The 15,562-nt window shown below is 69.0% G+C and carries 3 protein-coding genes; all 3 read right to left on the bottom strand.

Annotated elements, in window-relative coordinates; genetic code table 11:
* Positions 1 to 4: 4 nt before the first annotated feature.
* The 3 genes from BLV57_RS26215 to BLV57_RS26205 are packed head-to-tail and all read right to left on the bottom strand — an operon-like array spanning position 5 to position 15,542.
* Positions 5 to 7,000, bottom strand: a complete 6,996-nt coding sequence (locus BLV57_RS26215) for a beta-ketoacyl synthase N-terminal-like domain-containing protein (protein WP_091292999.1) — start codon at positions 6,998 to 7,000, stop codon at positions 5 to 7.
* A gap of 10 nt (positions 7,001 to 7,010) precedes the next feature.
* A complete protein-coding gene (locus tag BLV57_RS26210) occupies positions 7,011 to 13,913 on the bottom strand; it encodes a type I polyketide synthase (protein WP_091292997.1) in 6,903 nt (2,300 codons plus the stop codon).
* A 9-nt stretch (positions 13,914 to 13,922) separates the two neighbouring features.
* Entirely contained in the window at positions 13,923 to 15,542 is a 1,620-nt protein-coding gene (locus tag BLV57_RS26205) for a PfaD family polyunsaturated fatty acid/polyketide biosynthesis protein (protein ID WP_091292995.1), read from the bottom strand.
* Positions 15,543 to 15,562 lie beyond the last annotated feature (20 nt).

Below are 15,562 nucleotides of genomic sequence, written 5' to 3'. Positions count from 1 at the left end.
TGGGTCAACTGCGGACGGTCACGGCTTCGGGGCGTTGCTCCAGCTCAACGCGGTACGGGGTGCCCGCCACATGCGCGACGAGCAGGTCTTCACTGAGGTCGACGGCGGACGGGTGCACCCGCGCCTGGCGTGCCACGTGGTCGCGCACGGCGATCTGCGCGAGGTGGTCACGGCCGCGCGCGGCGGGCGGCAGGCCGTAGACCTGGGCGACCGTGCCGACGAGCCAGTCGCACTGCTCGACGTCGGACCGGGTGAGCGTGGTGCTGCCCGCCTTGGTGCGCGAGAGGCCGAGACCGTCCACATAGGTCCGATCGCGGAGGAAGGCGCGGCGGTGCTCCGGCGCGGCGGTGCCGAAGGATCCGGTCGGCATGAGCACTTCGACCAGCCGCATCGCGACCAGCACCCGGCCCGCCCTGATCAGCTGCAGGTCGATGATCGGGAACCGGCCGTCGAGCCCGGCGAACCTGGCCTCGACTTCGATCTCGCCGCTGTCGGGCAGCGGCTCGAACTGCTCGAACCGGCTGATCCGGCACGGATACGCGACCTGACCGCTCGGAATCGAACTTACCCATTGCCACAGGCTGTCGTGCGGGATGACATGCGTCGCCGCGTCCAGCAGGCCCTGGTTCAACCGTCCACGGGGGACACTTCCCAGGCTCGCGTCCAGTACGCCGGACGCGCCGTTCGACCCGCGCCGCAACGACTTCAGGTACTGGAAGGCGGGACCGTGGAACAGCGACCCCGAGGCGTAGAAGCCGGTCACCGTTTCGACGTTCGCGAGCGGGGCAAGCGTTTGCGGCCGAGACCCGGGCGTTCCGATGGTCGCCGTCGCCACCGGTTCGAAGCGGGACAACGCCGGAGTGGTCGCGTCGCGCCACGCCAGCACTGTCGACTTCTCGCCGTCCTTTTCGGACTTGAGCCGGATCGGCCCGGTCGCGGGAATCCACCGCCGGAGTTCGATGTCCTCCAGCACGAACGCGTCCTCGGCAGGCGCGAGACGGTCCACGACGGACATCATCGGCAGCGCCGGGACCGTCCACGTCGGACGGTGGTCACCGAGCCAGGTGTCGGCGCGCACGTCGAGCACCTCTTCACCGGCGGGCTCACCTTCGACCACCCGCACACCGAGGTCGACCGCGCTGTAGATGCGCTTGCCGTCGACCCACAGCCAGGCCTTCGCGCGGGCGTGGTTCCCGCCGAACTCGGTGATCTCCAGCTCGGTGCCGATCACGCCGTGCGCGGGAACGACCTGGCCACGGTATTTCCAGACCAGCGGCCGCTGTCCGGTCAGCACCTCGAACCTCGGCGCGGTCATGCCCGCGCCGGCGCCGCGCTCGATCAAGTAGAACTGCAGGAGCTGGTACATCGCCTCGATGCCGAGCGAGCCGGGCTGGACGGGGTCCTGGAAGAAGTGGGCCTTGAAGAACCACTCCCCCGCGTCGACGTCCTTCTCCGCGGTGAGCCGCCCGAGCCCCGCCTCACCACCGGCCGGGTCGTATCCGGTGACCCGGTCGAGCATGAGCAGCATCGGACCGGCGAGCCGCAGCGGCCCGGCGCAGTACTTCGCCGGGCGCGTGGTCAGGTCGGTCACCGGCCCCGGCGGCGCGGCGATCGCGGCCCGTTCCGCGTCGGACGCGCGCAGGCCCTGCTGGTCCTCGAAGGCCGATTTCGGGAAGAAACCGAAAACGGTGTCCATGGTGAACACGGTCGTGTCATCGGCGAAACACTCGACGGCGAACGAAACAATGATCATCGTCCCGGTCACCGAGATGTCCCGGAGAGTGGCATGTGTGCGGATCACCTTTGTCTCTGGCGTGATGTAGCCGGAGACTATGCCTTCACCGTCGAGATTTCGGAAGAGCAGATCGTCGGCTATTTCCACGGCGCAGCCCACGAAGGAGGCGAGCCAGCCACAGGGTTGCAGCGCGACCTCCATCAGCACGGCGAGCGGCATCGTGCCCTTGTTCTCGTCGAAATACCAGACCCGATCGGGCACTTCGTAGTCGGCGACGACGGAACTGCCGACTTCCATACCCCCCAATTTACCGGTGGTTTCGGTAATCCGCGTCATGAAGTGGTAGGGCGGTCCCGGCAAACGGGCCACCCGGCGATGCCCGTCGAATCGGGAATACAGCTCGCCGAACGCACCGGACGGTTTTCCCCAAGCACAGGAAAGCAACGATTCATAACCGAACCGGACACCGTCCACCTCGGCGACCAGGCCGGTCTCGGGCTCGGTCTCGGCGAGCAGCCGGTCACGCCACTGCTCGAGCGGCCAGTCCGGCACCAGCCGCAGGCCCACCCGCTTGGCGTGGAACGCCTTCACACCATCCACAGTGCAAAGTACGTCGGCGAAGACGGTCGGGTTCGGTCCGGCGGAAAGTTCGGTAACGAAGACCTCGTAGGCGAGGTTCTTGCTGGCAGGGGTCACCTGGCCGCGGCACCGGAGGTCGTAGGCCGCGCCGGGCACCGGCTCGAACCGCCACGCGTCGTTGCCGAGGGTGAAGCCGCACGCCGCGAGGTAGAACGCCATGGCTTGCAGGCAGCCCTGGAACATCAGCGTGCCCGGCATGCACGGGTCGTTCTTGAAGTGACCCTCGAAGAACCAGTCGTCCGGAGTGATCGGAGTCTCGGCGCGCAGGTAGCCACGGCGCCACGGTCCGCCCGCCGGCTCGAAGTCGGTGACCTCACGCAGGAACAGCAGGTCACCTTCGTCGATCCGGGGCGTCCGGCTGTGCGACCGGGTGATGTCCCAGGCCTTGCCGAAGCAGTCGGCCGGGCGGCCTTCGGCGAACGCTCGTATGGCATCGGCGTCGTAGCGGCGGGGCGCGCCGGTGATCGCGGGCGGGTCGAGCTGCCCGGCGGGCGGCTCTTCCCGGCCCGGGTCCCAGATGACCCCGGCGCTCGCCGCCAGCTCTTGATCGGTGAAGAACCCGGCTTGCCCTTTTCGGACGGACAGCCGCAGCTCGCCGTCGACGTGGCAGTCGTAGTGGAAGAAGAACAGCCGGACGCCGCCCAGTTCGGCGTGGTCGTCGATGTGGATCTCGTACTCGAGCTTCTCGCCGGGCTTCGGCGGGCTGCCGTGGAAAGTCAGCTCGCAGCCGAGCAGGCGGTAGACGCGCTCGCCGCGGTTGAGCAGGTCGGCGCCGAGCCAGCTGATCAGCAGCAGGTCGGCCTGGCCCGCCTCGACCAGGATGCCCGGCGGCATGCGGCCGGTGCTGTCGAGATACCAGCTGCCCGGCTCGACGTCGGTCTCGGTCCGGATGGTGCCGGTGCCCATCGACCCTGCGACGGCGTCGATGTCGATCACCCGGTCGGCCAGCAGCATGGGCGGTGACGGCATCCGGGTCTGCCTGGCGTACCCGTCCTGCGCGGCGAACAGCTCGCCGAACAGCTCCGAGATCTTGCCGACGGCGAGCTGTTCGAGCTGCTTCCGGTCGAACAGCGGACCCTTTGTGTCCACTATGGACAACACGGATGGTAGGTGTGGCGCACGCGCCATGGTGGTCTCGGGCACCTTGATCTCCGGGAGGTGAGCGGGCAGCGTGACGACGCGGTCCGGTTCGCGGTCGGCGGGCAGCGACGCGGCGAGCCGGTCGAAAAGTGCTTGACTGTCAACGGAAACTCCGGCCGCGACGAGTTCGGCCGCGACCCGGGACAGCTGCCGGACACTGCGGCCGTCCTGCGCGTCGAGTGGGATGGCGAGGTGCTCGCGGTCGCCGAGGGTCCGGCGGATCCAGTCGGTGCACAGCGTTTTCGGGCCGTGCTCGATGAAGATCCGCACGCCGTCGTCCCAGGCCCGTTCGACGGTCCCGGCGAAATCCATGGTCCCGACGGCCTGCGCGGTCAGCGCGTCGGCAGCACGTTCCGCGGTCGGGAGGTAGGAACCCGTGGTGGCGCAGCTGTAGAAGCGGACGCCGTCCGGCGGCGTGGCGGGCCGGTTGTGCAGCCGCCACCACTGCCCGCGCACCTCGCCCAGTTCCGGGGTGTGCACGGCGAGTTCGTACGGGATCGGCAGTGTGTACGAGGGATCGAGCCGTGCGAGCACCCGCTCGCACGCGGGCACGTCGCCGCCGATGAGGCAGGAATCGGGCGAGTTGATCGCGATCAGGTGCGCGGCGACCTCACCGTCGAGCGCCTTGCGCGCGAGGTCGGGTTCGATGCCGACCAGGTAGTTCTTCCAGCGCGTGCCCGCGATCCCGGCGCGCGCCCACGCGCGGCGGATCGCCGCGAACTCGCCCGCGACCTCCCGCGTGAACATGCCGGAAGCGTTCATCTCGGCGATCAGCGCGCGCATGTCGGTCCAGACGCCGAGCGCGACGAGCGCGTTCGACTCACCCGCCGAGTAGCCCAGCGCCGCGCTGGGTTCGAGTCCGAGCAGGTCACGGCTGATCGCGGCGTGCACCTGGCTGAGCAGCGCGGTGCCCCAGATCTGGTCGAGCACGGTGCGCGGCGCGCTGTCCGGGCCGTCGAACGCCCAGGCCGCCGCCTCGCGCACGGAACCGGACCTGGCCTCGATCTCCTCGATCAGGTCGGGGAACGCGAGCAACAGCTCCCGGCCCATGCCGGGGTACGCGGAGATCCCGCCGGTGAAGACGAACCCGATCTCACCGGTCAGCGGGGTCTCGCGAAAGGCGACGCCCTCGGGTTTCGGGCCGCCGTGGGTGAGCCAGTGCTTGGCCGGTTCTTCGTCACCAAGGAGTACGAGTCGGGCTGGGCCCGTGTCGGACTCGCGACCGGCTTCGAGTGCTTGGATCACGCCTCGCTTGTCGGCGCCGGAGTAGACGCGGAGCTTGGCGGAGTGCTCGGCGACCCACGGCCTAGAGGTGCACGCTTTGACCAGCACGCGCTTTTCCTTGCCCGCCAGAGGTTTAACGGCAACCTCTGCCGCGCACACGTCGAACGCGGGGTCCGCGGGCGCACCGGCTCGCGGGATCGCCCGGTGGCGCAGTGCCAGCGCGGCCGTGGCGACGGCGAGCAGACCTTTGGCGGCGTGCGGGTTGCCGAACAGCTCTCCCGGATCGAAATCCAGATCATCGCTCTCACTGGTCACGTCGTCCAGCAGCGCGATAACGTCACTTTTGTCTACATCAGACAGTCTCTTGAGGACGAGCACGATCGCGGCGTCGCCGGGTTCCCTGTCCAGCCCGAGATCTTTGAGGGCTTGCCTATGTACCGGCTCGTGGGACAGATCGACCGCGCCGACGACGGCGGCGTCCGCCTCACCGGCGCCGATCGCACGTGCTGCGATCTCCAGCGCAACGAGGCCCGACGCCTCTTCTGCCGACACCGTGAAGCTGGGACCGGCGAGGTCGAGGTGGGAGTTGAGCCGGTTGGCGACGATGTTCGGCATGGTCCCGACGACACCCGCGCTGGTGAGGACCGGCGTGAACTCATCGCCGTCCTCCGCGCGCCAGCGTGCGCCGTAGCGGGCGACCTCGGGGTCGCAGCCCATGCCGACGAGCACCATCGTGCGTTCACGGGACAGCTCCAAGCCTTCGACGGCTTCACGAGCGGCCTCCAGGACCAGCAGCTGCTGGGCGAGAGTCCGCTTCAAGTCCAGCGGCGGGACACGCAGACCCGTGAGCTTGACGTCGACGGTCTCGCGTCGAGCCGAGTCACCGGCACCGCTGAACAAGGCCTTGCGCAAGTCGTGGCTGTTCTCGCCGTTGCCAACCCTCGCGCCGATCGCCACGATCGCGACCGGCTCGGACCGCTTGGGCGGCAACGGATCCACCGCCCCGCACAGGTCCACATTGTCCACGACCAGGTGGGCGTTGTTCCCGCCGAACCCGAACGCGCTGATCGCCGCACGCCGCGGGCCGTCCCACGGTTCAGCCTCCTGCAACAGCCGCAACGGGGTGCCATCAAGCGCGTCGATCGGGCTGTCCGCGTGCAGGGTCGCCGGGCGGACACCGGCCCGCATCGCGCCGATCACCTTGAGCAGCCCCGCCACTCCCGCCGCGGTGATCAAATGGCCCACATTGGACTTCGCCGAGCCCACTGCCAGTCCTTTGTGGTCAGCGAAGATCTTGGCCGCGCTCCGCACCTCGACGGCGTCACCGACCGGCGTGCCGGTCGCGTGACATTCGAGCAGCGACACGGTCTCCGGCGCGATCCCCGCCATCTCGTAGGCGAGCCGCATCGCCCGCTGCTGGCCTTCCTCGGCGGGCACGAGGAACCCCGCGCCGCGCCCGTCGTTAGACAGCCCGACCCCGCGGATCACGCCGAACACGTCCTGGTCGGTCACGTCGGAAAGCCGCATCAGCGCGACGAAAGCGGCGCCCTCGGCCGGGACGAGCCCGTCGGCTCCCCGGTGGAACGGTCGGCTCTGCCCTGTCCGGCTGAGCGCGGACAGCGCCGAAAACCCGACATGGATGAACAGGTCATCGGCGCAGTTGACCGCACCGGCCACCATCAGGTCGGCGCCGCGGTCGTGCAGCCGATCGCAGGCGAGCTTGATCGCGTAGAGCGAGGACGCGCACGCCGCGTCCAGCGAAAACGCGCCGGCGCCGAGCCCGAGCGCCTGCGCCGCGAGGTGCGCGGGCAGGCCGGACATGAACCGATTGCGGGCGTCTGAGCGCGGGGCGCCGCGCCAGACCTGCTCGGCGTACGCGGCCATTCCCGCGGTCGGGAAGGACAGGTTGCCCAGCACGAGCCCGGCCCTGGGCGCGGGGCCTTCTTGCCCGGCCTCGCGCAACGCCGCCCTGACACCATGCAGCACCCACTCGACCTGCGGATCGAGCCCGCGGACGTCGATCGCGAGCCCGGCCGGGTCGAACTCGAAGCCCCGGACGTACCCGCCGATGTCGCTCCAGGTGCCGTCCTCCGGCGCGTCCGGCGTGGTCATCATCCGCTCCCGCGGCACCCGCCACCGGCCCTCGGGCGCGGGCCCGAGGCTGGTGCGGCCGTGCGCGAGGTTCGCCCAGAACGCGTCCGGGCCGAGCGCGCCGGGCAGCACGGCTCCCCGCCCGACGATCGCGATCGGTTCGAAGCGCATGCCCACTCCCCTACGGCCGCTTGACCAGCGAAACACCGACCAATTCGGCCCGCACGTCACCGCTGTCGTCGACGAAGACGAGGTCACACTCGGCACCGTCGGCGTGCACCGCACGTGCCGTGAGAACACACCGGACCGGCCCGTCGGCGAGCCCCTTCCGGTACGTCCGGCACTCGGCGACCCCCATCGGCAGGCTCGCGCCGAGCACCTGTTCGGCCCAGAGCAGCGCGAGCTGCAACCCGCCGTCGATCACCGCGGGGTCGGTGTGCCAGATCCCGCCGGGCCACCCCAGCTCCCGTGCTCCGGCGAGAATCGCGGTGCCGCCGTCCGTGCCGAGCCACGGAACCTCTTGGATGGCTTGAAAACTCGGCCCATGGAAGAGCGTGTGCCCGTCGTAGACGTCGGCCTTGGCAGGCTTCAGTCCATCAGGGACAGTCGGCTGCGACGGCTTGTGCGTGATGCGTGCCGCCTTCGCCCGGTAGTACTTACCCTCGATCTCAAGGGTTTCGCCGTCTTTGCGCACGGTGACCGTGTCATCGCCGGTGAGGGCGATCTTGCGCAGCACGCTGAGATCCTTGATCACCGGCGCTCCGGTGGCAGCGAACCATTCCAGCACCATCGCCATCGGCACCACTGCCGAGCCTCCGATGGCGTGATCGTCCAGAAAGGACCGCCGCGGAAGCCGGACGTCTCCTTTCGTCGCCGGTTCCGGCGCGAACGCACCGGCGGAGATCACGACATGAGGCTCGCGCCGCCCGGTCAACTCGGCGACGAAGGCCCGCGCTCCCTGGCCGACCTCGATCAGCGGCACCCCTTGGGCCGCGAAGTGCTCGGCCAGCGCCGGGCTGACCATCCCGCCGTCCCACGGCCCCCAAGCGATCGACCGCACCACGCAGTCCGGCCGCTTCGCCTGCTCGGCACACGCGACCTGGTTGAGCACCTCGTTGGCCATCGCGTAGTCGCTCTGGCCCGGATTCCCTACATGCGCGGAGATCGACGAGAAGACACAAAGGACGGTCAGCGGATCCTGTTCGGTGACGGCGAGCAACGCCCTCAGCCCGTCCACTTTGGTCCCGTAGACCCGATCGAACTGCTCGTCGGTCTTCTCGGCGATCCGTTTGTCCGCCAGCACTCCGGCCCCGTGCACGATCCCCGTGATCGGCCCCCACTGTCCCCGCACATCGTCGAGCGCCTCACCGAGCGCCCGCCTGTCACGCACGTCGACGTCCAGGTACCGCACCTGGGACCCCGCGGCGCGGATGGCGTCCAAGGTCGCCCGGATCTCCCGAGCGCCGAGCACGGCCTTGACCCGCTCGTTGATCTTCGCCGGGGTGGGCTGGTCGGTGTGCTGCATGACCAGCCGCTTCAACTGGGCTTCGTCACTGATCCCGTTGAGGTAATCGGGTTCCTCGGTCAACGGCGTCCGTCCCAAAAGGACCAGCCGCGGCCGATATGTCTTGGCGAGTTCCTTGAGCGCCTCCGCCGTCACGCCACGGGCACCACCGGTCGCGACGATCACGGACTCTTCGGTGATCGCACCCTTCCCGGCCTCCACGGTGCTGGCCGTGGCTTCGACGGTCACCCGCGTCCCATCGGCACGCAGCCCGACGTCCACAGTAGACCCACCGGTCAGCAGCTCCTTGACGATCGCACCCGCGACGGCCGACGGAGTCCGGCTCCCCCGTTCACAGTCGATCGCCTTCACCGACGCATCCGGCCACTCCCGCGCGGCGGTCCGCGCCAGCCCGGCAACCCCGCCGTACCAGGCGCGCTCCGAGCCACCGTGCCCGAAGTCGCCCCCGGTGTCCTGAACGGTGACGAACACCCGGCACCCGTCCGCGACGACCCGCGCGGCCCGGAACGCCTCGCGCTGCACCTCATCCGGGTCGCCATCGCTCAGCCCGCCGAGGTGGATGAGCCCGTACGTCCCCTCGGCCGCCACCCCGACCTCGGCCTGCACGCCTTGGGCTTTGAGCCGCGAGACCACATGCGCCGCGATACCCCGGCCATCCCCGGTGACAACGATCTTTCCGCCCCACAGCCCGGAAAGCGCAAGCCCCGAAGCTTCCGCCGGAACCACCCGCACCGCACGCCGCGCCAGCCCATCCTCAGGCTTCGGCCTGCTGACGATGGCCGTGTCGGCGGACGCACGCAGCCAGTCGATGATGTCCCCCAGCGACCGCAGCCCACTCAGCGCGACAGGATCCACCTCGGGCAGCTCGATCTTCCCGGCCTGAATGGCCGACATGATCGCCACCCGCTTAACCGAGTCGATCCCCAAGTCCCCCGCGAGATCCATATACCCGGCCAGCGTCTCAACGGCATACCCGGTCTTCTCGGCCACAACCTTCAACACCAGCCGCTCAACATCAGTCTCCGGCTCAATAGCCCCCTCAACCCTCGTGAGTGTTCCGACCGGTTCTAACCGGCCCAAACACTCACGACCCCTCAGCCGCTCAACAATCTCCCCCAGCGAACGCAGCTTCCCCAACTCCACCGGATCCACCTCCGGCAGCTCCGGCTCAGCCCGCCGCACCGCCGACAGAATCTCCACCCGCTTGATCGAATCAATCCCCAAATCCGCCTCAAGATCCATGGCCGAGTTGAGCATCTCCACCGGATACCCAGTCTTCTCAGCCACCACCCCAAGCATCACCCGCTCCAGATCAGCCAGGCTCGTGAGCGTTGCGGGCGGTTCTAACCGCCCGCAACGCTCACGACCCCTAAGCCGCTCAACAATCTCCCCCAGCGAACACAACTTCCCCAACTCAACGGGATCCACCTCAGGCAGATCCGGGATCGCCCGCCGCACCGCCGACAGAATCTCCACCCGCTTGATCGAGTCGATGCCCAGGTCCGCCTCGAGATCCATGGTGGGGCTGAGCATCTCCACGGGGTAGCCGGTCTTGTCGGCCACCACGTCGAGCATGACGCGCTCTAGGTCGGAGGGGGTCGTGAGTGGTACGGCCGGTTCTAACCGGCCTAAACACTCACGACCCCTAAGCCGCTCAACAATCTCCCCCAAGGAGCGCAGCTTGCCCAACTCGACGGGATCCACCTCGGGCAAGTCGGGAGTAGCCCGACGCACCGCCGAGAGAATCTCTACGCGCTTGATGGAGTCGATGCCCAGGTCTGACTCGAGGTCCATGGTCGGGCTGAGCATCTCCACCGGGTAGCCGGTCTTCTCGGCAACCACCTCGAGCATCACCCGCTCTAGGTCGGACGGGGTCGTGAGCGTTGCGGGCGGTTCTAACCGCCCGCAACGCTCACGACCCCTAAGCCGATCGACGATCTCGCCTAGCGAACGGAGCTTGCCCAACTCGACGGGGTCGACCTCGGGGAGGTCGGGGGTGGCGCGGCGCACGGCCGACAGGATCTCCACGCGCTTGATCGAATCGATGCCCAGATCCGCCTCAAGATCCATGGTGGGGCTGAGCATCTCCACCGGGTAGCCGGTCTTGTCGGCCACCACCTCGAGCATCACGCGCTCCAGGTCGGACGGGGTCGTGAGCGTTGCGGGCGGTTCTAACCGCCCGCAACGCTCACGAGCCCCTAGCCGCTCGACGATCTCGCCCAAGGAGCGCAGCTTGCCCAACTCGACGGGATCGACCTCGGGCAGGTCGGGGGTAGCACGGCGCACGGCCGACAGGATCTCCACGCGCTTGATCGAATCGATACCCAGGTCCGACTCGAGGTCCATGGTCGGGCTGAGCATCTCCACGGGGTACCCAGTCTTCTCAGCCACCACCTCGAGCATTACGCGCTCTAGGTCGGAGGGGGTCGTGAGTGGTACGGCCGGTTCTAACCGGCCTAAACACTCACGACCCCTCAGCCGGGCGACGATCTCGCCCAAGGAGCGCAGCTTGCCCAGCTCGACGGGGTCGACCTCGGGCAGGTCCGGGGTGGCTCGGCGCACGGCCGAGAGGATCTCTACGCGCTTGATGGAGTCGATGCCCAGGTCTGACTCGAGGTCCATGGTTGGGTTGAGCATCTCGACCGGGTAGCCGGTTTTGTCGGCGACCACGTCGAGCATTACGCGCTCTAGGTCGGAGGGGGCGGTCTCCACTACTAGGCAGTGGCCTTGTACGTCTTCTTCGGGGGTGGGGGCGGGGATGCGGGCGGCAGCGGGGGGTGGGTAGGGCTTGCCGTAGTTGGCGCCTGAGAGCTTCTTGGTCATGCGGGGCTTCACGTCGGCCTCGGCGGGCGGGGCGTTGTGCTCCCAGAGGGCTTCGAAGTCGGCGGTGATGCCGTTGACCGCGAGCCTGCCCAGTGCCTCGTAGAGCGCCGTGACGCCGTGGCGGCCCTTGCGGTCGAGGCTGACCGCGAGGTGCGGGCGTCCGGACAGGATCTTGCCGACCAGGCCGGTGAGCGTCGCGCCCGCGCCGACCTCGACGAAGGTGCGGACGCCCGCCGCGTACATCGACTCGATCTCGTCGACGAAACGGACCGGGGCGGCGAGGTGGTCGGCGATGCGCGCGCGGATCTCCGGGACGGTGACCGGGTAGATGCCGGCGTCGGTGTTGGCGAAGACGTCAATGCGGGGTGTCGCGATCTCGACCGAGTCCAAATAGGAGCGCAGGACGTCCGCGGCCGGGGCCACGAGTGGCGAGTGGAACGCGGTCGCCGTTTCGAGACGGCGGGTGTCGAGACCTGCCGAGGCGAACTTGCGTTCTGCAGCAGCGATTCCAGCAAGAGAACCCGAGACGACGACCTGGGATGGGGCGTTGTGGTTCGCGACCCACACGCCTTCCGGCAGCAGCGGTGTGACGACATCAAACCCAGCCGAGACCGCGAGCATGGCGCCGGAGACGGAGGCTGCGTCACGCATCGCCTCGCCGCGCTTGCGGGCCAGGCGGACCAGGGTCGCGGCGTCGAACGCGCCGGCCGTGTGCAGGGCGACGAGCTCGCCGAAACTGTGGCCCGCGACCGCGTCCGGGGAGATCTTCAGCGCGTCGAGGAGGCTGATCTGCGCCAGTGACTGGACCGCGAGCGCGGGCTGGGCCCACTCGGTCGCGGTCAGCGCTGCCTGCTGGGCGTCGCGTTCCTCGTCCGTGAAGACCGGGACGGGGAACACGACAGTCTGGAGTGGACGGTCACCGATGCCGAGACCGGCCGCGGAGTCCCACACCTCACGCGCGGCGGGGAACTCCATGGCCAGGTCGCCGCCCATGCCGACGTACTGGCTGCCCTGCCCGGAGAACAGGAACCCCACCCGGCCCGAAGCGACCACGCCGAACTCGTACATCACGCCGGTCGGGGTGGTGAACGGCTTCTCCGGCGCCATCGTCACGAAAGCGCAAGCCTGCTTGAGTTTCGACGCGAGATCGTCCACAGAGGACGCCACGACCGCCAGTCGCGCGGTGTCGGTCGGCACGAACTCGCTCTGCGATTCGCGGGCGAGATCGGCCAACGGCACCGAGGAGTCGACTCGCTCGGCCTTGGCCAGCAGCTCGTTGGACGTCGCCGCACTCAGCAGCACCAGCTCGGACGGCGCGGTGTGCGAGCGCCAAGCAGGCCGCGCGTGACCTTCCCCAGGCATGTATTCCTCCAGCGTCAGGTGGAAGTTGCTGCCGCCGAACCCGAAACTCGACACCGAGGCGCGGCGGGGATGACTGGTGTCGCGGATCCACGGGCGGGCCTGCGTGTTCAGGTACAGCGGGCTTTCGGCGAGCCCCAGCTTCGGGTTCGGGCGGTCGACCTTGATCGTGGGCGGCAGGACTTTGTGGTGCAGCGCCAGCACGGCCTTGAGCATCCCGGCCGCGCCCGCCGCGGACTTCGTGTGGCCGATCTGCGACTTCACCGAGCCGAGCGCGCACCACTGGCTGTCCGCGCGGCCGCTCTCGGCGAACACCGTGCGCAGCGCCGTGAACTCCGCGAGGTCACCCGCGGTCGTGCCAGTGCCGTGCGCTTCGACGAGTTCGACCGTGTCGGGGCCGTAGCCCGCCGACTCGTACGCCCGGCGCAGCGCCCGCGACTGACCGTCGGCCAGCGGCGCGTAGATCGCGGTGCTGCGGCCGTCGGACGCGGTGCCCAGGCCACGCAGCACCGCGTAGACCTTGTCGCCGTCACGCTCGGCGTCGGCCAGCCGCTTCAAGGCGAACATGACCAGGCCCTCGCCGAGGATCGTGCCGTCGGCGGTGTCGGAGAACGGCTTGCAGTCGCCGGTCGGCGACAGCGCGGGCGTCTTCGAGAAGCACATGTACATGACGATGTCGTTGAGCGTGTCGACGCCGCCGGTGATCACCATGTCGGCCTGGCCGAGCGCGAGTTCGTTGACACCGGCCGAAAGCGCCGCCAGCGAGCTCGCGCAGGCCGCGTCGGTCGTGCAGTTCGTCCCGTGCAGGTCGAACTTGTTCGCGATGCGTCCGGCGACCACATTGGACAGCAGGCCGGGGAACGACGCCTCCTGCCATGGCACGTAGTTCCCGGCGATCGAATCGCACACCGCCTGCGCCGACGACTCCGGGATCCCGTTCTCCCGCAACGCCTTCAGCCACACGGGACGCTGGAGGCGGCTGGCCATGGTCGCGAGCAGTTCGAGCGGCGCGGTGCCCAGTATGACACTGACCTTGTCGCGGTCTATTTCGGACTGACCGCCGACGTCGGCGAGCACCCGGTCCGCGACCATCAGGCTCAGCAGCTGCGTGGTGTCGGTCGCTTCGAGCTGGTTCGGCGGGATGCCGTACGCCATCGGGTCGAAGTCGACGGGATCCAGGAAAGCCCCACGCTTCCCATAGGTCTTGTCCGGGGCCGACGGGTCGGGGTCGTAGTAGTCCTCGATGAGCCAGTGCGACTCCGGCACGTCCTTGATCAGGTCACGGCCACCGAGCACGGACCGCCAGAAACCGTCCACATCGGACGAACCGGGTAGCAGCGCGGAGACACCGACAACAGCGATGGGCAGCTGGGACATCTTGTCACCTCAGGTCAGTGGGCGCGGCGCGAACGCGAACGCCCGCGCGGGAACGGGAACTCCATACGTGCGAAGCTGGTGCGCGCGCGTGACGACGGCGGCACCCTCCAGCAGGTTCAAGGCGACCTCGACGACCGTGCGCCTGGCCGGTTCGGCGAGGAAGGTGCCCTCGGTCCACCGGTTGAACGCGCCCATCGCCGGGCCGCACCAGATCTGATAGTCGAACCGGCGCGCGGCGTCACCGTCGATCGCCCACCGGCTCGCCTTGCCCAGGTAGGACCGGAAAACAAGCGCCATCTTGTGTTTCGGATCCGCTTCCGCCTTGTCCACTTCGGACGGATCACGGTCACGCCAGAATGCCGCGGTCGACGCCCATGCCTCCTCGACCGTCGCCTGCAGGATGTCGCGCTCCAGCCGGGTGCGCGCGGCCGCAGGGATTTCGTCAAAGCTCCCGTACGACCGGTACATCTCGTAGAGCTGACCGGCGCGCGGCGCGAACATCGTGCCCCGCCGCAGCACTTGCAGCTTCACGCCCTGCTCGAACATGTCCGCCGCGGGCGCCATGATCACGTCGGCGACTTCGGCCTTGGCCAGCATCTCCTTGGCCGCCAAGGAAAGCCCGGACTCCACACAGGACTGGTTCACCGAGCCGGTGACCACATAGGCCGCGCCGAGCGCGAACGCCGCCGCCACCGCCTCTGGCGTGCCGAGCCCGCCCGCCGCGCCGACCCGGACCGGCCGCTCATAGCCGCCGGCCAGCTCGTCACGCAGGGAAAGAATCGTCGGCAGCAAGGCCATCAGCGGCCGGTTGTCGGTGTGCCCGCCACTGTCGGACTCGACCGTGATGTCCTCCGCGACCGGGATCCGTGCGGCCAAAGCGGCTTCCTCGGCCGTGATCTGCCCACGATCGAGCAGCACCCGCAGCAGCGAAGCCGGTGCTGGCGCCATGAACTTCGCGGCGACCTCGGTCCGCGACACCTTCGCGAACACCCGCCGCGCCCGCACGACCTGGCCGGACTCCAGCCGCAGCCCGGCCACCGCGCACCGCACGACGGCCGGGGTGAGATCCATGAACGCCGACGCCGACACGATCGGCACCCTGCGCTCGATCAGCAACTCCGCGACCCGGTCCTCGATCGCGCTCTCGTTCGGCGAGTGGATCAGATTGACACCCCAGTTGGGCAGCCCGTCCAGCGCGCGGACCAGCTCGTCGACACCCGCCTCGACCCTCGACGGCGCGAGCCCGCCCGCGCCGTAGAACCCGAGCATCTCCGCGCGCGCCATCGCGATGACCATCGCCGGGGTGGCGATCCCGTTCGCCATCTCCCCGGCGACATAAGGGAACCGCACCCCGTGCGTTTCGCAGAACGACCGGTCGCCGAGCCACTCCGGGTACAGCGGCGGCAAGGTTCCCAGTAGCCGGTAACCCTCACCGCTGTCGGTCAGCACGCCACCCAGCGCGGCGCCGACACCATGATCGTGCCCGGAGATCACGAAAACCGGTTCACGGACCTCACCGGTCACCCGGGCGACGGCATCCGCGCCGAACGCGGGCGGCGCCGCGCCGGGAATCCAGGAGGCGACCGGGTGGTGGACCCGGCGTAGGGGAATCACCTCGGCGGTGGACATAGGGCGAGCACCCTTCGGAA

Source organism: Amycolatopsis xylanica (genome assembly GCF_900107045.1).
Classification (GTDB): domain Bacteria; phylum Actinomycetota; class Actinomycetes; order Mycobacteriales; family Pseudonocardiaceae; genus Amycolatopsis; species Amycolatopsis xylanica.
This window is presented reverse-complemented; position numbering and strand designations above follow the sequence as displayed.